A 26,269-nucleotide genomic window follows, 5' to 3' on the forward strand; every position below is an offset into this window, starting at 1 on the left:
GTAAACACCAGCTCAAGATTAACCTCTCCCACGCATCCCACAAGAGTCTCGCAATCATCCCTTATATAGTGAATACCAATAACAACAACTTTTAGAAAAGAGCCTTTTTCTAAAACAACATTTATCCAACCGTATTAATATGCTTCCCTTTTCCGAGCTCGGCTTCTAGTTGTTTCACTTTTTCAAGCTTTTTCATTTTTTCCTCTAATATCATTGCAAAATGTTTTTTCTTTTGCACAAGTTCTTCTTTTTGATGCTTTCCTATAAACGGAATGGCAACTGTTGGTGTTGTATATGCATAATGTCTTTGTACTTGAACAGTGCGATTCACATATTGTGTATACGTGTCCTGTTGGATCGGTAAAATATAGCCCATTATCCATTCCCCCTTATCGTACCTTACTACCCTTTGTCCCTTTTTATGCCGTGAAATTTTCCTTTTCGATGCAAAAGCATTCTGTTAATATAGAATTTGTCGTTTCATTATATATTCTAAGTTTTTATTCGTTATCCTTTATTACATATATACGAAAAAATATTTTAAATTGAGAGGGTGAGTAGGATGAAATTTGCCATTATGGATAATAGAGAGCTTGATTTATCACAGCTACCACGAGAAGAATATCAAACAGTATATGAGTTAAGCTTAACCGATCGTGTCCTATGCAAAATCTGTAGTCAGCCTGTCAAGCTCTATTTAGGGATAAGTAACGAGCCAAACTTCTATCATCCGAATCATAAAGAAAACGAAAGATGTCAGCAAGCGGAACATTCACACTCTCACATTATCTCTCCTATAGAAGATGTTGAGGAAGCCTACATAGAACGTAATGGGTTTCGAATACCAAAGTCTCGTGCGATATCTACTCTTGAAAGACCGAAAACTCCAATTTGGCAGCAGCCTACACCGTTAAAGGTGCATTCACCATTTACATATCAACAAAATCATTTATCATCAGTTCTTGGGATTTCGCTTGATGCCCCTCAGAAACAAGCTGTTATGACAATTTCAGGTCCTTTACTCATTTTAGCAGGTGCAGGCAGTGGAAAAACTCGAGTACTGACAACAAGAGCACTTTACATGCTAGAAGAACAGAAGATTGACGCAAAATCGATTATGCTTGTAACATTTACGGCAAAGGCTGCACGAGAAATGAATGAGCGCATCAAAGCAAATACAACACTTAATCAGGTTCAGCTAAATCAGTTGTTAATTGGAACCTTCCATAGTATTTTTTATAAGATTCTTCTCCATCATGATCGAAACAGATGGAATAGTAGTCATTTACTTAAATGGGACTGGCAAAAGGAAAATTACTTAAAACAAGCTGCACGAGAATTAGGTTTGGATGAAAAGGAATTTCCGTTTGATCAAGCGCTACAGCAAATTGGATACTGGAAAAATACACTTTATACTCCTGAGGATGTTAAACCAAGTGATTCATTTGAGGAAACAGTTCTATCTCTTTACAAATATTATGAACAGCAAAAATTGCAGCACGGACAATTTGATTTTGATGATATGCTCATAAAATGTTATGAGCTTTTACACGATAACCCATCTATTCTTGAAGCATACCAACAAAGATTTCACTATTTCTTAATTGATGAGTTTCAAGACATCAATCCCGTTCAATATAAATTAATGAAGCTTTTATCTAGTCATACTAAAAACCTTTGTGCCGTTGGTGATGATGATCAAACGATTTATAGCTTCCGTGGAAGCACTCCATCCTTCATCCTATCGTTTAAAGATGAATTTCCAAACGCGACGATTATTCATTTATCATCTAATTATCGATCAGATCATCATATCGTTTCATCTGCAAATGCAGTAATCTCAAAAAACAAGCAACGGTTACCTAAACAAATGGTTGCTCAATATGAATCAAGCTACAGACCAACCTGCTTTTTTCCATATGACGAAGAGGAAGAAGCAACAATGATTGTAAATGATATAAAGGAAAAAATTGCTGAAGGAGCAACACCAAACGAATTTGCGATTCTTTATCGGACACATACAGGAGGGAGAGCCATTTTCGAACGCTTTGTTCAATCAAGTATTCCATTTGTCATTGAACGTGAACAAAGCTCATTTTACGAAAGAAAAATGGTTCGTGGAGTATTAGCCTATTTACAGCTGAGTATCAATCCAGATCATACTGCTGCACTCACTGAACTTATTCGTCCATTGTTTTTAAAGCAATCTATTTTAAATGATGTGAAGGCATTATCGATTCTTCATGATTGCTCACTTGTTGAAGCATTATTATTTATTCAAGGACTACCAAGCTTTCAAATTTCTAAGCTAAAAAAAATTGTTCCTAGGATCTCTCAATTAAAAAAAGAAAAGCCTGTCACAGCAATCCAGATTATTGAAAAAGAACTGGGATTTCATGATTATTTAAAAAAACAAGGCAATGAAGGAAATGCAATCGAAAAAGGGTCAGATGATGTGAATGATCTAAAAGTAGTTGCTAAAAAGTTTTCAACCGTAAGTGAGTTTCTCCAGCACACAGATCATATGACATTGACTCAACGTGCGTTGAAAGAACAGAAAACCTTTAACGGGTCAGGTGTCCAGCTCATGACTGTTCATCGTTCAAAAGGTCTTGAATATAAATATGTATATATACTAGGAGCTGTTGATGGTTCGCTCCCACATGATTTCTCATTGGAATCTGCACGTAAGGGAAATAATGACTTCTTAGAGGAAGAGCGTCGCTTGCTTTATGTTGCAATGACGAGAGCAAGGGAGCATTTATTTCTTTCAATTCCTTCCTATCGACGTGGAAGAAAAGCTTCACCATCCCGCTTTTTAAAACCATTGTTATAAAACATACGTTTCTTTTTGTAAAAATTATTGATTTAGCATGTAAACAAAATTTTATCTGATAATGAGCTGGGCAAAAGTCAGGTACTTATTAATAAATTTCAAACGGCAGAGTAGACTAAAAAACAACTAGAATGATAGATTTCAAAACGAAAAAGGTGTTATCTCAATTTTTAGTGAGATAACACCTTTTTATTGGATTATTTCTTATTCATCATTTTTGAAATTGTATTAAAGTCTAATTTCTCATTACCATTTACAATTGATTGGACGATTTTATCTTCCATTTGCTTTGAAACTGGCTTATTCGCGATTTGAGCAACCCGTTTAATAACACTTCTTACAGTTTTTTCATCTTTAAAATTTGCACCTTGTAAAGAATTAGCTAAGGAGAACACATCATTCATGTTTACTCCTGTTTTATTTTCAAGGTTTTTGAAAAATTTATTATCCATTTTCCCGCCTCCTTAATTCATGATATAGTGTATGAATTGCTAGGCATAATGTGCTAAAATCTTTTCATTTACCTTTTCATAAAGAAAGTACGAGCAACTATTGCCCGTACTCTTTTCATTTCACATTACTTATTAGTCAAAAAAAGATGCACCAACAATGATTAATAGGATGAATAATACAACAATCAACACGAAGCTGTTGCCGTAATAGCCACCGCCGCCGTAACCATAGTTACCACCACCGTAACCGTAACCCATGAGCATTGCACCTCCCTCTTTGCTTCATCCCTATACTTTATGAACGATATTTTCAATCCGTTTGGACGAATACATATTTACGTTTAATGTTGGATATTATTTTTTATCGAACTCGTGCTTAATCAACCATTGTCCAATATCCTCCGCAATTGACTCCATACGTTTTTCAAAATCCACAGCTTTTTTATCAATTTCCTCTAATTGAGTAGTTATTTGCTCGATCCGAGTATCCTGTTCGGATTGTATCCTGTCATGCTTCCGATAAATTGATTCAACGAATTTACTAAAGCTTGCTTTGGTCATTTTGTTCTCCATCACCTTTTGAAGTAGCCTGATTGCTTATTTTTACTATAGTTGATGCAAACAGAGATTAAGATGTTCACTTTTTTTACTATTAGCTAAATTTAACTTACGTTTGTTTTTACTGGCATAATCTTTTAAGTGAATCTTGTCAGCGTCCTGAACGCAACAAAAGAATCAAAGCTTATTACTTAATTAAAAAGCAAAAGGAGACTGCATGAAACAGCCTCCTCGCTTTTTCAGTTTTTCTACAAAAGTTTCATGTAAAAACCGAATTCTTCATTCATCTGCTTGCTTTTTCTTCTTTCCACAACCACAGCCACTTTTTTTGACTCTTTTTCGCTTTGTAGAGCTATAGACTGATTGGTTAGTATTATTGCTTTGCCCTAGGGAAGGATGCAGTCTGACATTTTTCAATTGATATCCCACCTTCCTATATTTTTCGGTTCAATCCTACTTCCTTACATATAAAATTGGCTTGCAAAATATCCAGCTTTATCTCATTTTATGTGTTATTTCTAATATGTTTCTAAGTGATCGGCCTATTCTATAAATCTTGATACAAACACTTCTATTATTCCGGCCATTCCTGCAATTGCTAAAATCACAATAAGCGGCTCTACTCCTGTTGGCCAAATTAGCCAAGAACCGTATAAAAAAGCTGTACACCATACACCTGTGCACCAATAACAGCTAAGCAATTCACCTATCCATGCTCGAAGGCCAGTTCCCTTCATTTCTATATAAACTTCTACATTGCCAGCGTCATCTACTTCTTCAATTTCTTTATGGAATGGGTATCGGATAAATCCTGTTATTTTATCAAAGACAATCAATCTCGTTAACCGGAATGAAGCAAAGGCAAATAATATGAGGTGTAACCAAGTCATTTCCCCACCCCCTATTTTCTATATCCTTTATAAAATTATGAATAAAATTGGATTTTATGTTCACGTACAAGGCTAATATGAAAAGTTTTTATTACAAAAAATATTTGTTTTCTTTACGTCAACTTGCCATCTCACGCTTAAATCTAGAGAATTTGCTGAAAAATGGGTGTGCGTTTGTATGTTTTACCCATACAAAAAGTAGTGAATCTGCATTATATACAAGTAAAGGAGACACGACTTTATTCAAAATATGCTAGCCAATAGCCTCCAATAAAATTATTCATAAAAAGTCTGCCTCCTTTTTAAATCTCGAAAGGAGTGAGTTTTTTGTCTACAACTAGATGGTCAGCTTTAGATGACTGTAAAGAAGATAGCAATGTAATGCAGGAAGGCACTCAAGTTAATGATATGGTTCAAGCTTCTGAGGAATTTATTCACATTAAGGACTCTTGCAATATTGAAGTAACTTCAACAGATACTCAAGTAGCTGTATCACTGCAAGTAGCAATTCAAGTTGCCATTGCATTAGTCATTAACTTAACAATTGCTGATAGCGAACGTGCAGATCAAGTAACACAGCAGCTATTACAAAACTCAGTTATCAAACAGGCAAATAAACAAAAATTGATTATCGAAAACTCTCGCGACGTCACAGTAAAAACAACTGATACTGATGTAGCTGTATCTCTTCAAGTTCTAATTCAAATCCTTCTTGCACTAATTGTCTCAATCGATATTTTCTAATCCTTCCAATAAAAAGAAGGAGCAAAGCACTATATAAATCAATATTGTGTATAAAAGGGGTACTTGTGTTCTTACATTTAGGCACCCCCCTTTACTATTTAGAGAAGGTGAGGTGACAAGAATGGACGATAAAAAATTAAACCTCCAGGAAATTTCCTCAACAATGATGCAATTATTTGTCCAAGATGTGCTAAACAGAAACAACATTACAAAAGAAACTCGCAAACCATTATCTGATGAACAAAAAGAGCAAATTAAAAAGGTCGTTGCTGATTTACAAGCACAGGTTGAAGAGTATGTAAAAGGAACGAAAAAAACGGAAGAAGACGTACCGAAAGCAGAAGAAACTACAAAAAATACGACGTTACGTGACATGCTGAAAAAAAGAAAAAATGACAATTAAACTAAAAATGGGGATTTAACCCAAGATGTTTGTCTTATACAAAACTAGATTTTCATCATTTAATAATAGTACATTGAAAGGAGGAATCAGCAAATGGAAGCAAGACCATATAAATGGGTAGCATTAGATGAACAATCATGTCATCCAACAGAGGATGTTGGTGGAGTAGGTGGACATCACGGCCGCTTCTTCGATCCAGATGCAACTGTAGCACAGGCAGCAGACCAAGTAAGTGAAACTGAACAAATTTCTTCTGAAACAATTATCATTAAGGATTCATGTGATGTTGATGTAACTAGCACAGATACTCAAGTTGCCGTTTCACTTCAAGTTGCACTTCAAGTCGCAATTGCATTAGTAATAAATATCACAATTGCTGATAGCGCTCGAGCTGAGCAAGTAACTCAACAATTATTACAACAAGCAGATATTAAACAACTAAACAAGCAAAAACTTGTCATCGAAAACTCTCGTCAAGTAAATGTTAAAACTACTGATACAGATGTTGCTATCTCACTTCAAGTTTTATTACAAATCTTAATTGCATTAGTAGTAAACATCGACATTTTCTAATGAATAAAAAAAGCAGGGGGAAAACTCCTGCTTTTTTACAATGTATATTTCTTACATAGTCTCTCCTGCTCAAAAGGTATCCCCATTTCCCATTTTTATATTAAATACCTAAATTCTTTTTTATATTGATTTCCCAACATTAGACGTTTACCCACACCAACTAGTCATTAAACACATAGTCTGTTAAGGACTAAAGTCAAATAACTATTTAAGGAGATGACTTATCAATGGGTTGCAAAGATAGAAAAGATGGCAACAATTGCGTATGTGATGCTGTTGAGCAAATTTTAGCAGAACAAGAAGCTGTTGAAGAAATTAGTTGTCCGACTAGCTGCTACAGCAATTTATTAAGTCCTGCTGCTGGACCTCAAAGAGATACAATTCCTTTCATGTTAACAAACAAGAAGGGTGAACTATTCAAAGCATTCGGTAATGTTGGTGGCTTCATGGGTGACATGACTTGCTTCAAAACAATTTTCTTCCGTGTAGAGGCTGTGGAAGATTGCTGTGCAACATTATCATTACTTCGTCCAGTAGATGTAGACGGACACACAGAAAGCGTGCACGATCCATGTGACGAATGCTTCTTCGGTTTAGAAAAAACAGACTTCTGCATCGAAGTCGACCTTAGCTGCTTCTGTGCAATTCAATGCTTATCACCAGAGCTAGTTGACCGTGTAGCTGACAAACATCACCACAAATAATGATGAAAGAATAGACTGCTGACAATCAGCAGTCTTTTTCTTGTTCTATCTTAGTTAAGCTAGTTATTAAGATTAAACTCTTGAAATCTATGGCGTCAACGTGACAAAGATGTCTACAGCTAAAACTTTATTGATTGTACATTTTTGTAGGAGATACTTAAAACTAGGCAGTTATCCTAACACCATTTGTTCACTGTTTCCTTATACTAATTGTAAGAATGGAAACAGGAGGAAAAGCCATGACTAGTAATAATGCGGTACATTGTGTTTGTTCTGTTATTGAAAATATTTTTGAACAACAACAAGCTGTCTGTAAAAAATGTCTGACAAGCTGCTATCGTAACCTCCTTCGGCCGACCGTTTACCTTGGCGATACCATCCCTTTTCTTTTATATACAGAAAAAGGAGAGTTATTCAAAGCATCTGGCTATGTAGGAAAGGATTGCTTCAGTACTCCATTTTTTAGAATTGAAAATTTCGATGAATGCTGTGCAACATTGAGACTATTACTGCCTTTACAGCACGACGGCCACCTTGCAGAGGATGTATGTGATGTCCATGAATTAGTAAAGACAAGAATCTGTATTAATGTAGATTTAACATGCTTTTGCGCTATCCAGTGTCTATCTCCTAAGTTAGTTAACTAATTTAAGGAACTCAAATTAAATTTACATCTGCTTTCTTATACTATCTGAGATATCTCTCAACTTTTAATCATAATTTGTCAACTTTTTAAGAATATCTGTCAACTTCAAAGACAAATTTGTCAACCTTTACAGCAAATCTGTCATTTGACAAATTTCTTCACAACCGAAAAAGGCCAACAAATTTGTTAGCCTTATCTCTTTTCCTTTTCAGTTAAATTAAAAACCTAATAAATTGATTACTTGAATGTTTTCTAATGGTATCTCAATTGGTTTTGCATGTGTTAAAGAGCGAATTGTTACAATGTTATTTTCCTCTGTCATAATAACTCCACGGTATTTTTCATCCTTTGTTTCAATTAAGCATAGAGTACGCGGCATATTTTTAGGTAAATTTTTAAAAAACTCAACCTTTTCTTCAATGCTCATTTGCATAATTGGCTTTCTTTGTTTCCGGTATTGCTTCGCTGTTTGCTCTTCGATCGGTTCTTCCTTTTCTTCCTCCTGAATAGCTTCCTGAACATTTGCTGGAGCCTCTTCTATTTCATCCTTCATTTCGATTTCATTTGTTGCAGTTTCAGGTGCTTGTTGCTTCTTAGCTTTTCGGACTACAAATGATTGCATTTTCACCTTAATTTCGTCGCTTTCAGGCTGAACAATATACATGAGAGGCTTCATTTGATAATTTCCCTTTTGTTTGCTGCTCATGATGTTACCTCCAATACTTAAGAATGTACACACTGAACATGTTATGCGAGCGAATTTAGGATTGTGCCTATTTCACCATTTGAATTATTAAAGTAAAAAAACCGCTATCTCCTTTTAAATAGAGACAGCGGTTTTTTATCATTATGCTAAAATGTGATAGCCTGAATCAACATGCAGGTTTTCACCAGTCATTCCTCTAGAAAGGTCACTGAATAAGAATAAAGCAGTATCGCCAACCTCTTCTGGAGTTGTTGTTCTGCGTAATGGTGAACGTTCTTCAATATCTTTAAGGATGCTATTAAAGTCACTAATTCCTTTTGCAGAAAGTGTACGGATTGGACCTGCTGAGATAGAGTTTACGCGAATTCCATCTTTCCCAAGGTCACTTGCTAAATATCTAACACTTGCATCTAATGAAGCCTTTGCAACACCCATAACATTATAGTTAGGAAGTACGCGTTCTCCACCAAGGTAAGTAAGCGTAACAATGCTTCCACCCTCAGTCATCAATGGACGCACTTCCTTCGCAACAGCTGTTAATGAATATGAGCTAATATTATGCGCTAATAAGAAGCCATCACGAGTTGTATTTAAATATTCACCTTGAAGCTCTTCTTTATGAGCAAATGCAATACAATGCGCAACCCCATGAACAACACCGACTTGTTCTTTGATTGTGTTAAAGCATGTTTTTACTTCTTCATCATTTGTCACATCACATGGTAAAACGATTGAATCATTTCTTTCTAATGATTCAACTAGTTCTCTAACTGATTTTTCTAATCTTTCCCCTGCATATGTGAAAATTAATCTTGCACCAGCATTATGTAAAGAACGTGCAATTCCCCAAGCAATGCTTCGTTTATTTGCAACTCCCATAACGACAATATTACGTCCATTAAGTGATAAGTTCATCTATATCCTCCTCAGTTTTAATACATGTTATTAGTACCTGGTTATAATTATATCATTAATTTTGCTGAAGTGCTAGATGATCTAAAAGGGTCAGTCCCCAATTTATTCATTTTGGGGACTGACCCTTTGATTTGTTAAGAGAGTATTCCACTTATCCGACATAGCGGTGATAAAGCTTTTTAGCCTCCGCAATCTCCTTTGTCCCATGGACAAGTGCGCGACCATCCTTAAATAGAACGATCCGATGTTCCCCAAAAGTGAACGACATTAAAAATGGGTTTTCTAAAAATGCATCAGCAATTGGTTTAACACGTTCAGCTATTTTTGCAAATGATAGCTCATTTCCATTTGTCGGTCTAATTTGGACAGTATCTCGCCCACAAAGAACCGCAGCTTTTGTTTCCTTTTCAGCAGTTAAATATGGATAGACAGGATCTTTTCCACATGTTGGGCATGCATCGTTTTTTAATCGTTCCATATTAATTGCGGAATATTGGTTTTTCCATAAATCAAAAGAAACTAGCTTGCTTCGTAAATTCTCGGTATCACCGACTAACAGCTTCAATACCTCTGTTGTTTGATGTGAGGTAACCATTGAGACAATTGGTGATATAACACCAACAGTATCACATGTTAATCCGTCAAACGGAATATGCTTTAGTAAGCAATGTAGACAAGGTGTTTGATTTGGGATGACAGTAAACGATAAACCGTAACTGCCAACACAGCCACCATAAATCCATGGAATAGAATGCTTTAATGAGACATCATTGATTAGAAGTCTTGTTTCAAAATTATCAGTTGAATCAACAATGACATCAACCCCAGTAATCCAATTCTCGATATTACTTGATGTAACATCGTCGACATATGCTTGAACAATTACCTCTGAATTGATTTGTGCTAAATGGTTCTTAATGGCAATTGCTTTCGGAAGACGATTTTCCGCATCGTCCTCGACATATAATTGCTGTCTTTGCAGATTGCTCCATTCCACATAATCTCGATCAATAATCGTTAATTTTCCGACACCAGCTCTTGCTAACATTTCAGCATTAGCTGTCCCTAGTGCGCCTGCACCGATAATGAGCACATGCTTTTCCATTAATGCTTTTTGCCCTTCTTCTCCAATCGGCGCAAATAATATTTGTCTAGAATAGCGTTCCATTAAGTAGTCATCATTCCTTCTGTAGGACTGCTAGCTGTCGCATATTCCTTTTTAGGAATTCTTCCTGCTTCATAGCCTAATCTACCAGCTTCAATCGCAAGCTTCATCGCAACGGCCATTTTTACAGGATCTTTAGCGGCAGAAACAGCTGTATTTAATAATACTCCATCAGCACCTAGCTCCATAGCTAACGCTGCATCAGCAGGTGAACCGATTCCAGCGTCAACAATTACCGGCACCTTAGATTGTTCAATTATAAACTTTAAATTTAATGGATTAAGAATCCCTTGGCCAGAACCAATAGGTGAAGCACCAGGCATAATTGCATGAACACCTAGTTCTTCAAGCCTTCTAGCTAATACTACATCATCTGAAGTATATGGTAAAACGATAAATCCTTCCTCTAAAAGCATTTCACTTGCCTTTAACGTTTCGACTGGATCAGGCAGCAATGACCTGTCACAGCCAATTACTTCAACTTTAATCATATCGCATAAACCAGATGCTTTTGCAAGCTTTGCAATTCGCACAGCTTCCTCAGCCGTTTTTGCCCCTGCAGTGTTCGGTAATAAAGTGTATTTTGATACATCAAGCTGTTCTAAGAAGTTTGGTTGTGATGCTTCGAAAATGTTCATTCTTCTTACAGCAAACGTTAAAATCTCTGCTTCAGATTGAGCAACTGCTTCCTTTTGAATCTCAAATGATGGATATTTTCCAGTACCTAATAATAATCTTGATTGAAATGTTTTATTTGCTATTTTTAACATAATTTCATCCTCCTCCTACGAAATGAACAAGCTCAACCTCATCACCATTTTTAATGAAGGTTGATTCATATTGCTCCTTTAAGATAATTTCCCGATTATGCTCAACAATGACAAGTCTGTCCTCAAGCTTATAAAATGCTAGTAAGCCTTGGATAGTCTTTACTTCATCCTGCAGCGCAACCATTTCACCATTTAGTTTTATTTCCACTTTATCCCCTCACATTCTGAGCTAATTTTCGTTTTAATGAAAATGCCTCTACATACTCTTCATTTTGCTCTCTTCCTAAAATGAGATCGCGAATCATGATGCCTGTTTGTGGAGCTAGCAAAATTCCATTTCGATAATGTCCAGTTGCAAAATAAATCGATTCTCCATCAGGATGCTGACCTATATATGGTTTTCCATCGTCTGTTTGTGGTCTTAATCCAGCCCATGTATGTAGTAATGTTGCAGACTCCATGTTTGCTAGAATAGGTGTAACTTTCTCTAGCAATGAGTGGATGCCACCAATTGTCGGAAGTGTGTTCCAATCATTCTCCACCATTGATGCACCAACAACAAATCGTCCATCACCTTTTGGAACGATGTAGCAATGATCGTAAAAAATCGTTTTTTCTAAATGAATATCACTGCTTTGAAAGGCAAGGCATTCTCCTTTAACTGGTTTTAAGCTTCCATTTATTCCAAGCTGCTTAAAAAAGTAGCCACTCCAAACCCCGTTCGCAATTACAACATGCTTACATGTGAATTCTGTATGCGGGGTAGATAATGTATATTCATTAGCTGCTGTTTTCTCAATTGTATGTACTGGTGTGTTTTCAAAAATGCTTGCCCCAAAATAATTAGCAGACTTTGAAAAGGCTGCACAAACATGTGTTGGTGAAACATGACCATCCTCTGGAATATAGAGTGCCCCTTTAATTCCCTTTGATAAGGTTGGTTCGTTTTCTAATACAACTTCCCTTGAATGCCATTGTAGTGAAGAATGATGCTTAACAAGCTGTTGCAACGCTTCAACTTCATCATCGGTTATCGCAAGCTTATACATACCGTTATCTACTAATTGAATATTAATCTGCGAATATTCGAAAAGCTCCTTGCTAAGTGTATGATAGAGGCGTTGACTTTCCTTAGCAAACTGAAAAAAGGCATCGTTTGCTTCTAGTTCGGAGTTCGCCCCAAGCATTCCTGCTGCTGCACTAGTAGCTCCACTTCCTATCTTTTGACTTTCTAATACAACGACAGATACACCTTCCTTTGCCAGTTGATAAGCAATGGATTGACCGATGACCCCTCCCCCAATAATCCCTACATCAAAGTGTTTGTTCATTCTTTTCCACCTCTAGTAAACTCTCTTTTATTTGCTGTAAAGCGAAACTCGGATTGTCACTTGCCATAACATATGACATGATCGCGATTCCGCCTAGCTTAATATTTGATAATTTAGAAACTGTTTCAGGAACAATACCTCCGATCGCAATAATAGGAATAGAAACTGACCTACAGATATCTTCTAATAGTTCTACTCCTCTTGGAGGGAGCTTCGCTTTTGATTTCGTTGCAAACAGGTGACCGAACATGAGATAATCCGCACCGGCCTTTTCGCTAGCTATCGCTTCCTCCAATGAATGGACGGAACGCCCAATTTTTAATGAAGGCATAAACTCCTTTACTGTTTGAATCGAAAAGCTATTTCCTGGCAAATGAATATTCGATAGCTGCTGTAATTGAACAACATCAAGGCGGTCATTAACGATAATTTTATCCCTACTTACACCGTTTTCTAACAGTGCTGAAACGATTTCCATCACTTCAGAAGCCGACTTCGTTTTTTCACGAATATGTAAAAAGTCAACCTCCTCATGAATCATGAGTATTTTTTTTATAATTTCCTTCACTGTTTGGACGCCATCTGTAATGACATGGATCTCCAATTGCTTCACCTTACTTTAATGTAATAGTTGTATTAGTTTTCTATCTCCTAAATACAAAAAACCACTTTCCAGGTAGGAAAGTGGTTTACATACTATATTTGATCTCGATACGTAAGTCCACTTCCCTACGCTGGTACAAACCAGATCAGGTTATAAGAGTCTTAAAGAAACACTTTAATCTCAGCCCTTTCATTAGGGCACCCCTAGCGGTATCATAACTATTCAATTTATAATGATAGAAATTGTTTGAACATTTGCTTATTTCTATCATACCATTTGTTGAATATCTTTCAAGAAAAAAATCATCACCATAGCTCAAGTTCACGTTTTAACTCGTTCACATATTCTCGTGATCCTGTCACAATTAACCGATCTCCGAGCTTTAAATCCGTATCCCCATGAGGAACAATCGAATCCTTCCCTCTAAAAATCCGAACAAAGATAATATCTCCTGTAAACGGAAAATTTCGAAGCAAAATGTGATCATATTTAGAATTCTTTAAATTAATTTGATAAAGCATCGTTTCTTGATTTGTTAAAATCCGCATAACCCCAGGTGCTTCAATCAATGCACGAAGCATTGTTTTCGTTGATAACAATGTAGAAAAGACGTCAATATCGTTTTCCTTCAACTTTGTATCTAATTCAGGTGAAGCAACGCTCGCAATTACTCGTTCAACCTTTTGCTCTTTTGCAAATAGCGCAATATCCGCGTTTCGTTGCTCATCTCCTGTTGTTACTACGATTAAATCAATATCAAATGCTTGATTTTCCATCAACGTTTTTACTTCAAAATCTTTAATTTCTTTTATATCAAACAAGGAATGGGAAATTTGTTTGTCCAGTTTCTCTTGTTTCATATGAAAGACTGTTGTTTCATATATTTCTGGGTTTAATTCCCTCGTAACAGGCAAGGATAATTGATTCGCTCCAATAAAGGCAACTTTAATTTTCGGACGCTCTGATACATGTTTCGGGAATAGCTTTTTAAAGAAAATTGGTGTAACAATACTTGTGATAACTGCAACTAAAATTAGTGCACCTGACATCTCTGACGTTATAACTTCCATTCTTTCACCGATTGTAGCTGCAGCGATAACAAGGGATAATGTTGAAGTTAATAAGAAGCCTGATGCAAGTGTTGTTTTTAAATCATACCAACGCTTTAATAAAAATACTGGAACAATTTTTGATATTAACAATCCGATAAATAGTAAAGGTATTAATATAAAGATTTTTGGATCCTGGAACAATGCCCAGATATCTAAGTCAACACCGACCATTACGAAGAAAATTGGAATAAGAAATCCATATCCAAAGGAATCAAGTTTTTGCACCATCTCTTTATTTGGTGATAACAATGAAACAAGCACACCTGCCAAAAAGGCTCCTAAAATGTTTTCAGCTCCTATTGTCTCTGAAATTGCAACTAATACAATGATGAGAGTAAAAACAGCTCGTGTGCCAATTTGGATCGTTCCTTTTGACATAGTTTCAATGAAGGAACGGTTTTGAAATGCTTTCCCTAGGAAATAAAGCAAGACTCCTGCTCCAAATAATATGAGTAATAACCATGTGTTCGTATCCCCATCGCCATATATTGAGGCAAACACCGCAAGTAACACCATCGTCACTAAATCCGCGATAACCGCAACAAGTAAAATGATTTGCCCGATGTTTGATTTCATAATTTGAGCGTCTTTTAATGTTGGGACAACAACACCAAGGGAAATTGTTGAAATAATTAATGTCATAAGGAAGGCATTATCCATCAGTCCAATCCAAACAAATAGATATGAAAGGATTAATGATAGAATAAAAATCCCGACAAATATAATCGTAGAAACTAGAAACGTATTGGGAGCATTTTTACCTGAAGGAAGCTTTTCCTTCTTTTTTCCTCCAGCAAATGCTGAAAAATCAATCTCTAGTCCACTTAAAAACATAAGAAAGATAAAGCCTAACATCGAAAGGGTTTCAAGCCACATATCTTGAGAGACGACATCAAAGCCACTTTTTCCAATAATTAATCCAACAATAATTTCTGCGACGACGACTGGCATAAAGTTAAGCCTAAGACGATGTAGAATAATAGGTGTTAAAAACGCTGCTAAAATAACAATAACTAGTGATGTTACGGATGCACCATGCATCAAATCCCTCCAATCAGTTAGTACGAATAGAACATTAAATTAAATACTGCATAAATAATGTCGCCATTCCAAAGTAAATTAAAATACTAATAATATCGTTAATAGTTGTTATAAATGGCCCCGAAGCTACAGCTGGGTCAACTTTAAGCCGATGCATAATGAGCGGTATTAACGCCCCAGCAATCGTAGCAACTGTTAATGTCGCTAAAATTGAAATACCGACAAGCATCCCTAAGAAAAGCTCGCCCTTCCATACAAAAATTACAATTGTAACGACAATTCCACAAACTGTACCTGTAATTAAGCCTGTACCTGCTTCTTTAAGTAGCAATTTTATACTGCTATGCTCCTCAGCATCCCCTACAGCAATTCTTCTTACTGCAACCGCTAAGGCTTGTGTACCTGTATTTCCAGCCATACCTGCAATAAGGGGAATAAAAACAGCCAATATGGCGACCTTGTCTAATGTCGCTTCAAATCTCCCAATTAAGCTCGCTGTAAACATTCCTAAAAATAAAAGAATAATCAACCAAGGGAGTCTTTTTTTAGCTGCTGTGAAAGGACCTCGGTCATTTGAATCGACATCTGCAATCCCCGCAAGCTTGGAATAGTCATCACTTGCTTCTTCATCAATGACATCGACAATATCATCTACTGTAATAATTCCGAGCAGATGTCCTCTAAAGTCTACAACAGGCAACGCTAAAAAGTTATAATCCTTCATTTTTCGCGCCACTTCTTCTTGGTCTTCAGCAACACTTACTGAATACACACGTTCATTCATTACTTCAGAAATCATTGTATCTGGTTCATTAATGATCAAGTCTCTTAACGAAATAACCCCAACAAGTTTTTTTGCTTCATCAATAACGAATACATAATAGATTGTCTCTGCATTTGGTGCCTCATTTTTCAAAATTTGCATAGCAGAGTGCACAGTTTGATTTGCGTGGATGGCGATGTATTCTGTTGTCATAATACTACCAGCCGTATATTCCTCATAATGAAGAAGTTCACGAATCTCCTCAGCTGCATCATCATCCATGATTGTTAAGTAGCTCGCTGCCTGATCTTTGTCAAGCTCATTCAAAACGTCTACTGCATCATCAGCGTACATATGAGATAGCATTTGTGCCGCAAAGGTTGGATCCATTTCTGATAAAAAGATTTTGTACCTATCATCGTCATCCTCAATGTTTTCAAAAACAGAAGCCATTTCTTCAGGTGATAGGTAGCTATAAACGATAAATCGTTCTTCTTCCTCTAATTTACTAAAAAATTTCGCTTGATCATAAGGATGTTGCTCTAAAAAGACCTCGCGAAATTCATCCATATTGTGACTTGATAAAGAAGCAAGTAATCCTTCCTCTTCTAATTCTACTTTTTCTTTTTCATCTGACATGTTTAGTCCCCCTCTCTCTATTTAGTAAAATGTGCTACAATAATGGTTGTGACTTTTTTATTCACAGCAGTATTTTATCACCATGAAGGAAACTTAGATGTATGGTGGACTATGCGTAATCATCTTCCATAACGATTTCATGTCAAAGTCCCTTACTGTTTTAATGCTCCTTCGTATTGTAGGAAGACTTTGTTGTATTTTTCTAAACTTTCCATTCATTACACACAATGGCAAGAATTTTTAGGATGTACCCCGTCATTTATAAGGGGATTAAGCTACCTGGTATTCGGGATAAATACTATAATATTCTATATGATATCGTAAGAAAAACTCAATTCTCTTCCTAAACCTTCATAAAAATTTTACAATCTATTAAGAATCCGACAAAGGAATCTTTTCAAATCGTTCACAAACCATTAAGATGGTTAATGATACAATGACACTAGGATTAATTTCAACTTAAATGTTTAGAAAGGGATCATCTTATGACATCTCAAAAATCTCCCCAACATCAAATTGATTATACATTAATATTTATCATGTTTTTATTAGCTTTAGTTAGCACGATTGCGATCAATAGTGCTGAAGAGACTCTTACTTCAGCACTTCAAGGGATTAACTTTTCCGTCAAGCAAATTCAGTGGTATATTATCGGGTCGGTAGCCGTTGTTCTAACTATGTTAATCGATTTTGACCGATTTAAGCAATTAGCTTGGTATTTATACGGCTTTGGTATGCTGTTGCTTCTAGGATTAGAAATTTTACCTGAACCAATTGTCCAAACGATTAAAGGTGCGACAAGCTGGTATCAACTCGGACCACTTGGGAATTTCCAGCCATCAGAGTTAATGAAAATATTCTTGATTATTGTTTTGAGCAAAATTATTACTGAGCATCGAGAGAAATACCCAGTTAGTTCTCTTTCAGATGATTTTCTATTAATTGGGAAGCTTTTTGCAACTGCAATACCACCAATTCTCTTGTTAATTAGACAGCCAGATATGGGGATGACGATGGTATTTTGTGCCGTGATTGCATCTCTAATATTAGTATCGGGAATTCAATGGCGAATCATTTTAACAGCTGTTTCCTCTGTTCTTATAATTGCTGGAGCGTTCATCTTTACATTTATTAAATTTCCTGATTTCTTCCTTAAGTACGTTTTACGCGGTGAAGAATATCAATTAGATCGCTTTTATGGATGGTTAAATCCATATGAATACTCTGGTGAGCAGGGCTTCCAGCTCGTTAAATCTCTATTAGCAATCGGTTCTGGGGAATTACATGGGAAAGGGTATCAAAATCTAGAGGTTTATTTACCTGAAGCCCATACTGATTTCATCTTTGCCATTATTTCAGAGCAATTTGGTTTTATTGGCGGAAGTATTGTTATCTCACTCTTCTTTTTACTAATTTATCGTATGATTCATATTTCACTTGAAAGCAATGACCCATTTGGAAGCTATTTATGTACAGGCATTATCGGAATGATTACCTTCCAAGTCTTTCAAAATATTGGAATGACGATTGGATTACTGCCAATAACAGGACTTCCTTTACCATTCATAAGCTATGGCGGAAGCTCACTCGCCACCTACATGGTCGCAATCGGCATCATCCTAAACGTCCGATCCCGCACAAGAAAATACATGTTTGACTGAAATAAAGGTACCCTATGAATGGGTACCTTTTTTATTGGGGTCAATTATTGGAGTCAATTTATTGGGGACTATTTATTGGGGACTGTCCCCAATTTTCTTGATTAATCCCCTTTTTAGAACATGAGGCTACAAAAATGCTAGCGAGGGACTGTCCCCAATTTGTTTTAATTTTTACATTTTGATTTAGTTAGTGGTGATTTTATATATTTTTGGGGACTGTCCCCCATTAGGAGGTGGATGTTGTGAAGGTTGATGTTATTGGGGATGTTCATGGGTGTTTTGAGGAGTTTGAGGAGTTGACTAGGGTGCTTGGGTATGATTGGTCTTCGGGAGTTCCAATTCATCCGAGCAATCGGAAGCTGTCTTTTGTTGGGGATTTAACGGATCGTGGCCCTTATTCGATTCGAGTGATTGACGTTGTGTATCGATTGTTGAAGGAGAAACAGGCGTTTTATTCTCCAGGAAATCATTGCAATAAGCTTTATCGTTTTTTTCTAGGCAATAAAGTGCAAATTTCTCATGGGTTAGAGACAACAGTTGCTGAGTATGATGCTCTTTCACATTCACAACAAATGGAGATTAAACAAAAGTTTATCTGGATATACGAATCAGCTCCTTTATATCAAGTTCTCGATGATGGGAAGTTAATCGTAGCACATGCGGGAATTCGTGAGGACTATATCGGTAAGACAAGCAATGCTATCAAAACCTTTGTATTATACGGTGATATCACCGGCAAGAAAAATCCAGATGGTACTCCTGAACGCAGGGATTGGGCATTGCACTATCAAGGTAAGCCATTTATTGTTTATGGGCATACACCCGTGTTAGAGGCAAAACGTACGAAGCAGACAATTAATATTGATACAGGTGCTGTTTTTGGGAATAAGCTTACAGCCTATCGCTATCCTGAGGATGAAATCGTTTCTGTTCCCTCAACCATTCCGTTTGATGAAGAAAGATTTAGAAGATAATCCCGAAAAAACTACCAGGTGTAGGTCCAGCCATTATAAAAATGGATCTTTCATACTTAGTATGTATAACTTCAAACGAACCCTACAAATACATATATCCCACCACAATTTGCATTTGGTTAGAAACGACTCTTACAAGCCATTTAAAAACCGACCTCCTTAATTTCGTCCATGTAAAAAAGTAGTTCAATATAGGAATAACCTTATTACTCCAAAATTGAACTACTCATCTTACAATCATTCTGTCATAAGTTTTTTCATATCTTCAGGGATCTCAGAAATAAACTCCATTTCTTTTTCTAAGATTGGATGCCAAAAGGAAAGCTTTACACTATGTAATGCTTGGCGGTTAATCTGCTCCTGACTCCCCCCATATAATGTATCACCGCAAAGAGGATGACCAATAGATGAAAGATGGACACGAATTTGATGCGTTCTTCCAGTGTCTAACACTAATTCAATACATGTCTTGTTATGAAAGGTATTCAGAACTTGATAATGTGTGATTGCCTCTTGACCATCTTCTCTTACTTCCCTTTCGATGATGCTATCATCCTTTCGACCAATTCGCCTTGAAATCGTTCCAGCTGTCTCCTTAAGAACACCGTGCACAATTGCAAAATAAGTGCGCTTGATCTCCTTATTTCTTTGCTGCTCTGAAAACAACGAATGGGCAAAGCGATGTTTTGCAACAAGCATTAACCCCGATGTATCCTTATCTAGGCGATTAACAATATGGATTGTCGAATGGATTTGATGTGTCTCATAATATTGCATCAAACCATTTGCTAACGTTCCACTTACATGCTCACGAGAGGGAATCGAAGGGATAAATGGCGGCTTATCAATTACTATACAATGCTCATCCTCATATACAATATCGAACGGTACGTCATTTTCCGCTTTTAGGCTTGTGCCCTTTTCTTCAATAGGAAAAATTACGGTCAAAAGATCGCTTGCTCGCAAAACGTGGCGCACTGTTACATTTTCTGAATTCACTTTAATAGCTCCACCATTAAATTTAATATCAGTTAAAGCACGTTTTGATATTTTCTTTTCTCTGACAAAATCCTTTATCGATTTCCCTGCATCTTCGCTGTTAATGACCCACTGTAACTGAAATGGCTTCATACAATTAAACCCCTATAAACATCTTGAATTATAATTAACTTCAATTACTTTAACAAAATAACAAGGTTATTCCTTCCTACCGACATCACCGACAAATGAATCACGCACTCTTTTCCAAAATGGAAATGGCTTAAATCGAGCAAAACGGATATTTTCACTTGCAACACGGCATTGGATTGATTTCACATCTTTATGTAATAATGTTAAATGATCAATTGTAATTTGAAAATCAACATCGTTAACTGGCTTTAACATACATGTATGGTGCTCAGGCAAGATAAGCGGTGAACCTATTGTCCGAAACACTCGATTGTTAATTGAGGCCATCTCAGCTAACTGAATCGCTCTAATCGACGGATGAAGGATCGCACCACCTAATGCCTTATTATAGGCTGTACTTCCTGATGGAGTTGAAATACATAGTCCATCTCCACGGAACGTTTCAAAGGTTTGACCTTTAATTTCAACATTCATAACTAAAGTGCCTTCTATGCTCTTAACCGTACATTCATTTAATGCTAAATATCTTGCCTCACGACTACCATCATTATGATTAATTATGACCTCAAGGACTGGATATTCTACTACCTGATAGGGAGTTTTTGCAATCGCAATAACTAGCTTTTCGATTTCGTCTGGTACCCAATCAGCATAAAAGCCAAGATGGCCAGTATGGACACCGATAAATGCCGTTTTATCAAGTCTACTTCGATAACGATGAAAGGCATATAAAAGAGTTCCATCTCCACCAACAGAAATGACAATATCAGGTTGATCTTCATCATATTCTAACTGAAAATCTAACAAATATGTCCTCATTTTTTGCATAATTGAGTTTGAAACTGTATCACCTTTAGATGAAATTGCAAACTTCATTTATATTAACTCCCTTTCACCAATTTCTTTTCATAATCAACTACTATAACAAAGCAACGATACCCGATTCTAATCTACCATGGCAATGCTATTCGAACAATTTTTTTCATTAATTTTCCGAAAATAATGTATTTTGGCAAACGGAATGCTGGCATTCTACGGTCCGTCCGCTAGTTGAATTTTTTAAAATTTTCAAGCATTAATGGTTATACGAAAAAGCTTTTATTCCGTTTTCCTTGAGAAGATTACTTGTGCTTCTTGCACTTCACCTTTAATCTGTGACATTTCCTCGTCTAATGAATAAGCTGCTTCAGCCGCACGTTTTAAACGTACTTTGATTTCCTCAGGAATATTCCCGCTATATTTATAATTCAATGAATGCTCAATAGTTGCCCAAAAATTCATAGAAAGTGTTCTGATTTGAATTTCGACTAAAATTTTTTTCTCCCCATTTACCGTTTGTAAAGGATATTTAACTACAACATGATAAGAACGATAGCCACTTTCCTTTTTACTAGTTATATAATCACGCTCTTCAACGACTTCAAGGTCTGTTCTGCTTTTCAACATATCGACAACTGCTTTAATATCATCGACAAACTGACACATCATCCGTATACCAGCTATATCTTGTAAACCCTCTTCTATTTTATCTAAAGGAATGCCTTTTCGTTTCGCTTTATCCAATATACTTGCAACAGGCTTTACACGCCCTGTAACAAACTCAATTGGAGAGTGTGTATGATGTAATTCATATTGTGCTCTAATTCCCCGTAATTTTACCTTTAACTCCTCTACTGCTTGATGATAAGGAGCCAAGAATAATTTCCATTGTTCATGCTTCATACAAAATCCCCCTCTGACTGCCACCGCCAAATCGAAATTACCTTGTTTCTTTTTCTAAGGCTGCTTTTGTAAACTTTGTTGCTGCTTTCTAGGTTGGTTTTCTCGTACAATGCTGCATTCCACGGGTGGATGGTGAGCCTACTCAAGGTTAACACCTGCGTGGCACCACCTATCACACATCCCATAGAAGCCTCACACTTCCGCTCCTATCAACTATTACAAAGTTATGCTTAAAAACAACAATAGTTTAATAAAGAGTCTTTTCTTAAGAAAATACCTCCGTCACTTTTGTTTCCATTTCTTCTCCGTAATTAGCATTACCTTTAATATTATCGATTAAATATCGTAATTCATCAATTATCTGAACTAGCTCTACTTCACTATCGTTAATTTTTAATAACACTGGCAAGCTCTTATCTAAAGCTTCCTTTAATTTAGACCATATCGTATGCGGTAATCCAGCATAGATAAAATCTTCGTCTGTTTCTAGTAAATAAATAAACGCTAATTGATCAGAATCGACTAACATTTGCCCTTTCGCATTCATGCTGCCTTTTATTTCAGATAACGAATCCTCTGTATGTAAGATTAAACGATTAGCTTCAAGTACTGCTTCTTTTACATCAATTCTTTTGTTCATAAAAATCTCCTTCCGTTACACGTCATTGATTATTTTACCATATTAAAATTGACATGATAACATTGCGAAATAACAAGATGCAAGCGATAATAGAGCTATGTGAAGAATTTAACTTTCGCTAATAATGCGTATCGATGAAAGGAATCTATCAGATGTCACAAGAAATCGAAATAGAATTCAAAAACCTACTTACTAAAGACGAATTTAACCAGCTAAAAAAAGTATTTCAAATAGATGAGGATGATTTTATCCTACAAGAAAATCATTATTTTGATACTCCACAGTTTTCTCTTAAGGAGCTTGGTGCTGCACTTAGAATTCGCAAAAAGAAAAATCAGTTTGTCCTCACGTTAAAGGAGCCTGCAAAAATCGGATTATTAGAAACACATCAAGCTCTTACAAATGACGAGGCACAAACAATAATTACATCTGGCAATCTGCCTGAAGGTCCCGTCGTTGCACAACTTCAAAAATTAGAAGTTGCTGTACAAACCATTACCTATTTCGGTTCGTTAACGACAAGTCGTGCCGAAAAAAATTATAAAAATGGCTTAATAGTTTTGGATCATAGCCGATATTTAAATATAGAGGATTATGAATTAGAATATGAAGTTCAAGATGAAGAAAAGGGAAAAGCAGCATTTCTTCAATTATTAAATGAATATTCTATTCCGGTCCGCCAAACTAAAAATAAAATTCGTCGTTTTTATGAGCAAAAATATAAAGAAGCGAGGTAATGAGGTTGGATATCAAAACTCAATACTATAAAACACTACTTGAGCTCCAAGCTCTTCGAAATTTAGATAGCAATGGTATCACTACTAATAGCGATTCTTCATTTGAATCAGATTTCCAAGAACTTTTAAACTCATTATTAAATTCAGCTTCAATAAACACCGAGGCAACTGAGCAACCAGCTATTAGCGTAAAAGAGTTAACAACTATGTTAGAAACAAAGACTCCATTAACAAATATCAATTCAACTTCATCTACTGAAGTATCTAATCCAACAAGCATCTCTGGTGATATCGATGACATGATTAAACAAGCTGCGGAAAAATATGGGATTGATGAAAAGCTCATTCATGCGGTAGTTAAGCAAGAGTCAGGTTTTAACCCAGCAGCAAAAAGCTATGCTGGAGCAATGGGACTTATGCAATTAATGCCAGCAACAGCTCGTTCACTAGGTGTCGAAAATCCGTTTGATGCTGCCCAAAACATTGAAGGTGGTACCAAATATTTAAAGAAGATGCTCACAAAATATAATGGTGACGTCTCACTTGCCCTTGCTGCCTACAATGCAGGACCAGGTAATGTAGATAAATATGGCGGAATTCCTCCGTTTAAAGAAACACAAAACTATGTTAAGAAAATAACAGAGTCATACCTAGCGTAGCCGATTATTGATTGGCTACTTTTTTATTATGTAGGGCATTGTTGTTTGGAGCAAAAATTCCGTAAAACGATTTATCCTTATTTTATAGGTAAATACTAACATCAAAAATCCTTCTATCCCTTCAAAACGCTATTTATTCCATAGTTTTTAGAACATAATATTGCATGCTTCGAGCGATTTGTTTGAGATATATAGAAACGCTTGTTAAAATGTATATAATATTGTTAAAGAATTAGTTATATGATTGTTGTCACTACACTATTAATGTAAACATAGTCGTCATATTTTAATAACAATAAATGATAAACATCAGGAAATTCTGTTTGAATGAATGATTTAGCAAATTTAAAGGAGCTATCAACATGACTGACCAAAAACTAACACCGTATGAAGTGATAGGTGAAGAAATGCTCTCACACCTTGTTGATTCCTTTTATGGGAAAGTACAAAAACATCCAATGCTTTCTCCCATTTTTCCAGATGACTTAACTGAAACTGCTAGAAAGCAAAAACAATTTTTAACACAATATTTAGGCGGCCCTCAGCTCTATACAGAGGAGCACGGTCATCCGATGTTAAGAGCAAGACATCTTCCGTTTCCGATTACGCCTGCAAGGGCTAATGCATGGATTCAATGTATGAAAGAGGCAATGAATGATGTTGGATTAACAGGTGACATAAAGGATTTTCTCCTTCATCGGCTTCAGCTTACTGCACACCATATGGTGAATACTAAGGAAGATAATGAGCAGAAAGAGGTATATAGCAATGAATAACAAGTGTGAGATGAAGGATGCTTCTCTCTTTTTCTCACATTGTAATGGACATCCTGATAAGCCGCTAGAAATTTATATGTTTGTTGATCCATTATGTCCTGACTGTTGGGCACTCGAGCCTATTATAAAAAAGCTGCAAATTGAATATGGTCGCTTTTTTACACTTAGACATATTATTAGTGGACGTCTTGCAACATTAAATATTACAAAGAGAAAAAGACCTGATAAGCTAGCAAAGGCATGGGAGAAGACCGCAAATCGAACAGGGATGTCTTGTGACGGAAAGATTTGGTTAGAAAATCCATTATCAACACCTTATACGGCATCTTTAGCAATAAAAGCCGCAGAGCTACAAGGGAGAAAAGCAGGCCTTCGCTTTTTACGGAAACTACAGGAATATTTATTTATTGAAAGTCAAAATGTTTCTGAAGAATCTATGTTAATTGAAATTGCTGAGAAAGTCGGACTCGATGTTGAGGAGTTTAAAATCGACCTTCATTCACAAGCTGCTGCAAAAGCGCTCCAATGTGATTTAAAAATCACTTCTGAAATGGATGTTCATGAAATACCGACTCTCGCATTTTTTAGTGAAAATGTTGAAGAGGAAGGTTTAAAAATTACTGGTCTTTATTCATATGATTTATACGTCCAAGTTTTATTTGAGATGATTGGGAGTAAAATAAAGCCTTCCCATACACCTCCATTAGAAATATTTTTAAGACACTACCAATTTGTTGCAACTGCGGAAATTGCTGCTGTCTATAATATGACGACATGTGAAGTTGAAAAGGAATTAAAGAAATTAGTCCTTTCCCAAACAGTAGAAAAAGTCCAAGCAAAGCATGGAACCTTTTGGAGATATTTAAATAGTTAACAAAAAGACTGGAGCTAAAAGTGAGGCCACTGAAAAAGTCTCTATATCTTTAATAAAGCGAAGGCTTCCTCGATATTATGAGGAAGCCTTCGCTCTTTTCATTTATAATAGATATATAAACTCTTAGGTGGTGTTCGCATGATCTCCAATCAACAATCTCTAAACCTCAGTCCATATTCTGGTATTTACGATATCGTTGTCCCTAAGGATAATATGCTTCGTCAAATAAATGAATTAGTTGAC

General features: G+C 36.1%; 31 protein-coding genes and 1 riboswitch. Of the genes, 12 read left to right on the plus strand and 19 right to left on the minus strand.

Annotated features, from left to right (window positions below; translation table 11 throughout):
- Positions 1-121: 121 nt before the first annotated feature.
- On the minus strand, positions 122-376 hold the full coding sequence (locus ACTJJ9_RS12480) for a hypothetical protein (protein ID WP_095298323.1): 255 nt from the start codon (positions 374-376) through the stop codon (positions 122-124).
- A 186-nt stretch (positions 377-562) separates the two neighbouring features.
- Here ACTJJ9_RS12480 and ACTJJ9_RS12485 point away from each other — a divergent pair, with 186 nt between their 5' ends.
- Complete coding sequence (locus tag ACTJJ9_RS12485) at positions 563-2,836, plus strand: ATP-dependent helicase (protein ID WP_145580683.1); 2,274 nt, start codon at positions 563-565, stop codon at positions 2,834-2,836.
- A gap of 197 nt (positions 2,837-3,033) precedes the next feature.
- Here the strand turns inward: ACTJJ9_RS12485 and ACTJJ9_RS12490 are convergent, their stop codons facing one another.
- The 5 genes from ACTJJ9_RS12490 to ACTJJ9_RS12510 form a co-directional block, all read right to left on the minus strand.
- Complete coding sequence (locus ACTJJ9_RS12490) at positions 3,034-3,288, minus strand: stage VI sporulation protein F (RefSeq protein WP_095298319.1); 255 nt, start codon at positions 3,286-3,288, stop codon at positions 3,034-3,036.
- Between the two features lie 132 nt (positions 3,289-3,420).
- A complete protein-coding gene (locus ACTJJ9_RS12495; RefSeq protein ID WP_095298317.1) occupies positions 3,421-3,552 on the minus strand; it encodes a YjcZ family sporulation protein in 132 nt (43 codons plus the stop codon).
- A 90-nt stretch (positions 3,553-3,642) separates the two neighbouring features.
- Positions 3,643-3,849, minus strand: a complete 207-nt coding sequence (locus ACTJJ9_RS12500) for a hypothetical protein (RefSeq protein ID WP_095298315.1) — start codon at positions 3,847-3,849, stop codon at positions 3,643-3,645.
- Positions 3,850-4,125: 276 nt separating this feature from the next.
- Positions 4,126-4,263, minus strand: coding sequence for a hypothetical protein (locus tag ACTJJ9_RS12505; RefSeq protein WP_186324109.1), 138 nt, complete (start codon positions 4,261-4,263; stop codon positions 4,126-4,128).
- Positions 4,264-4,388: 125 nt separating this feature from the next.
- Complete coding sequence (locus ACTJJ9_RS12510; protein ID WP_145580684.1) at positions 4,389-4,736, minus strand: DUF1360 domain-containing protein; 348 nt, start codon at positions 4,734-4,736, stop codon at positions 4,389-4,391.
- A gap of 318 nt (positions 4,737-5,054) precedes the next feature.
- Here ACTJJ9_RS12510 and ACTJJ9_RS12515 point away from each other — a divergent pair, with 318 nt between their 5' ends.
- The 5 genes from ACTJJ9_RS12515 (at position 5,055) to ACTJJ9_RS12535 (ending at position 7,807) form a co-directional block, all read left to right on the plus strand.
- Complete coding sequence (locus ACTJJ9_RS12515; RefSeq protein WP_440768676.1) at positions 5,055-5,480, plus strand: spore coat protein; 426 nt, start codon at positions 5,055-5,057, stop codon at positions 5,478-5,480.
- Positions 5,481-5,601: 121 nt separating this feature from the next.
- Positions 5,602-5,883, plus strand: coding sequence for a hypothetical protein (locus ACTJJ9_RS12520; protein WP_095298311.1), 282 nt, complete (start codon positions 5,602-5,604; stop codon positions 5,881-5,883).
- Positions 5,884-5,976: 93 nt separating this feature from the next.
- Positions 5,977-6,456, plus strand: coding sequence for a spore coat protein (locus ACTJJ9_RS12525; protein WP_095298309.1), 480 nt, complete (start codon positions 5,977-5,979; stop codon positions 6,454-6,456).
- Between the two features lie 227 nt (positions 6,457-6,683).
- Positions 6,684-7,160: a CotY/CotZ family spore coat protein gene (locus ACTJJ9_RS12530; RefSeq protein WP_095303604.1), complete on the plus strand. Its 477-nt coding sequence runs from the start codon at positions 6,684-6,686 to the stop codon at positions 7,158-7,160.
- Positions 7,161-7,399: 239 nt separating this feature from the next.
- Positions 7,400-7,807, plus strand: coding sequence for a CotY/CotZ family spore coat protein (locus tag ACTJJ9_RS12535; RefSeq protein ID WP_145580685.1), 408 nt, complete (start codon positions 7,400-7,402; stop codon positions 7,805-7,807).
- Positions 7,808-8,023: 216 nt separating this feature from the next.
- Here ACTJJ9_RS12535 and ACTJJ9_RS12540 read toward each other — a convergent pair whose 3' ends face one another.
- The 9 genes from ACTJJ9_RS12540 to mgtE form a co-directional block, all read right to left on the minus strand.
- The gene (locus ACTJJ9_RS12540) at positions 8,024-8,512 is read right to left on the minus strand and encodes a CotO family spore coat protein (RefSeq protein ID WP_095303606.1); all 489 of its coding nucleotides are present in this window, start codon (positions 8,510-8,512) and stop codon (positions 8,024-8,026) included.
- 141 nt (positions 8,513-8,653) lie between these two features.
- Positions 8,654-9,427: an enoyl-ACP reductase FabI gene (gene fabI / locus ACTJJ9_RS12545; RefSeq protein WP_095303179.1), complete on the minus strand. Its 774-nt coding sequence runs from the start codon at positions 9,425-9,427 to the stop codon at positions 8,654-8,656.
- Between the two features lie 151 nt (positions 9,428-9,578).
- Positions 9,579-10,595 carry a thiazole biosynthesis adenylyltransferase ThiF gene (locus ACTJJ9_RS12550; protein WP_095303178.1) on the minus strand — a complete coding sequence of 339 codons (1,017 nt, stop codon included), beginning with the start codon at positions 10,593-10,595 and terminating at the stop codon, positions 9,579-9,581.
- Positions 10,595-11,362, minus strand: a complete 768-nt coding sequence (locus tag ACTJJ9_RS12555) for a thiazole synthase (RefSeq protein ID WP_145584781.1) — start codon at positions 11,360-11,362, stop codon at positions 10,595-10,597. The genes ACTJJ9_RS12550 and ACTJJ9_RS12555 overlap by 1 nt, the downstream gene beginning before the upstream one ends.
- 4 nt (positions 11,363-11,366) lie before the next feature.
- A complete protein-coding gene (thiS, locus tag ACTJJ9_RS12560) occupies positions 11,367-11,570 on the minus strand; it encodes a sulfur carrier protein ThiS (protein ID WP_095303176.1) in 204 nt (67 codons plus the stop codon).
- Between the two features lies 1 nt (position 11,571).
- Positions 11,572-12,693, minus strand: coding sequence for a glycine oxidase ThiO (thiO, locus tag ACTJJ9_RS12565; protein WP_145584779.1), 1,122 nt, complete (start codon positions 12,691-12,693; stop codon positions 11,572-11,574).
- The gene (locus tag ACTJJ9_RS12570; protein WP_145584777.1) at positions 12,677-13,297 is read right to left on the minus strand and encodes a thiamine phosphate synthase; all 621 of its coding nucleotides are present in this window, start codon (positions 13,295-13,297) and stop codon (positions 12,677-12,679) included. Before ACTJJ9_RS12570 ends, thiO begins: the two co-directional genes overlap by 17 nt.
- A 105-nt stretch (positions 13,298-13,402) precedes the next feature.
- A riboswitch (TPP riboswitch) is annotated at positions 13,403-13,512 on the minus strand.
- Positions 13,513-13,602: 90 nt separating this feature from the next.
- Positions 13,603-15,450 carry a monovalent cation:proton antiporter family protein gene (locus ACTJJ9_RS12575; RefSeq protein ID WP_440768677.1) on the minus strand — a complete coding sequence of 616 codons (1,848 nt, stop codon included), beginning with the start codon at positions 15,448-15,450 and terminating at the stop codon, positions 13,603-13,605.
- A 34-nt stretch (positions 15,451-15,484) separates the two neighbouring features.
- Positions 15,485-16,852 carry a magnesium transporter gene (mgtE, locus tag ACTJJ9_RS12580; RefSeq protein ID WP_095303172.1) on the minus strand — a complete coding sequence of 456 codons (1,368 nt, stop codon included), beginning with the start codon at positions 16,850-16,852 and terminating at the stop codon, positions 15,485-15,487.
- 485 nt (positions 16,853-17,337) lie between these two features.
- Here mgtE and ACTJJ9_RS12585 point away from each other — a divergent pair, with 485 nt between their 5' ends.
- Positions 17,338-18,513, plus strand: a complete 1,176-nt coding sequence (locus tag ACTJJ9_RS12585; protein ID WP_095303171.1) for an FtsW/RodA/SpoVE family cell cycle protein — start codon at positions 17,338-17,340, stop codon at positions 18,511-18,513.
- Between the two features lie 242 nt (positions 18,514-18,755).
- A complete protein-coding gene (gene prpE, locus ACTJJ9_RS12590) occupies positions 18,756-19,487 on the plus strand; it encodes a bis(5'-nucleosyl)-tetraphosphatase PrpE (RefSeq protein ID WP_095303170.1) in 732 nt (243 codons plus the stop codon).
- A 237-nt stretch (positions 19,488-19,724) separates the two neighbouring features.
- Here prpE and ACTJJ9_RS12595 read toward each other — a convergent pair whose 3' ends face one another.
- The 4 genes from ACTJJ9_RS12595 to ACTJJ9_RS12610 form a co-directional block, all read right to left on the minus strand.
- Complete coding sequence (locus ACTJJ9_RS12595; RefSeq protein WP_095303169.1) at positions 19,725-20,618, minus strand: RluA family pseudouridine synthase; 894 nt, start codon at positions 20,616-20,618, stop codon at positions 19,725-19,727.
- 66 nt (positions 20,619-20,684) lie between these two features.
- Positions 20,685-21,494, minus strand: a complete 810-nt coding sequence (locus tag ACTJJ9_RS12600; RefSeq protein WP_095303168.1) for an NAD kinase — start codon at positions 21,492-21,494, stop codon at positions 20,685-20,687.
- A gap of 222 nt (positions 21,495-21,716) precedes the next feature.
- Complete coding sequence (locus ACTJJ9_RS12605) at positions 21,717-22,340, minus strand: GTP pyrophosphokinase (protein ID WP_095303167.1); 624 nt, start codon at positions 22,338-22,340, stop codon at positions 21,717-21,719.
- Between the two features lie 265 nt (positions 22,341-22,605).
- A complete protein-coding gene (locus tag ACTJJ9_RS12610) occupies positions 22,606-22,980 on the minus strand; it encodes a hypothetical protein (protein ID WP_095303166.1) in 375 nt (124 codons plus the stop codon).
- 152 nt (positions 22,981-23,132) lie between these two features.
- Here ACTJJ9_RS12610 and ACTJJ9_RS12615 point away from each other — a divergent pair, with 152 nt between their 5' ends.
- From ACTJJ9_RS12615 to ACTJJ9_RS12630, 4 genes are all read left to right on the plus strand, one after another.
- The gene (locus ACTJJ9_RS12615; protein WP_145584775.1) at positions 23,133-23,717 is read left to right on the plus strand and encodes a CYTH domain-containing protein; all 585 of its coding nucleotides are present in this window, start codon (positions 23,133-23,135) and stop codon (positions 23,715-23,717) included.
- 11 nt (positions 23,718-23,728) lie between these two features.
- Complete coding sequence (locus ACTJJ9_RS12620; protein WP_233452412.1) at positions 23,729-24,376, plus strand: lytic transglycosylase domain-containing protein; 648 nt, start codon at positions 23,729-23,731, stop codon at positions 24,374-24,376.
- Positions 24,377-24,738: 362 nt separating this feature from the next.
- Positions 24,739-25,152, plus strand: coding sequence for a globin domain-containing protein (locus ACTJJ9_RS12625; RefSeq protein ID WP_145584771.1), 414 nt, complete (start codon positions 24,739-24,741; stop codon positions 25,150-25,152).
- Entirely contained in the window at positions 25,145-26,026 is an 882-nt protein-coding gene (locus ACTJJ9_RS12630) for a ClpXP adapter SpxH family protein (protein WP_145584769.1), read from the plus strand. Before ACTJJ9_RS12625 ends, ACTJJ9_RS12630 begins: the two co-directional genes overlap by 8 nt.
- Positions 26,027-26,269 lie beyond the last annotated feature (243 nt).

It is taken from the genome of Metabacillus sp. 22489 (assembly GCF_052044855.1).
GTDB classification, from domain to species: Bacteria; Bacillota; Bacilli; order Bacillales; family Bacillaceae; genus Metabacillus; species Metabacillus niabensis.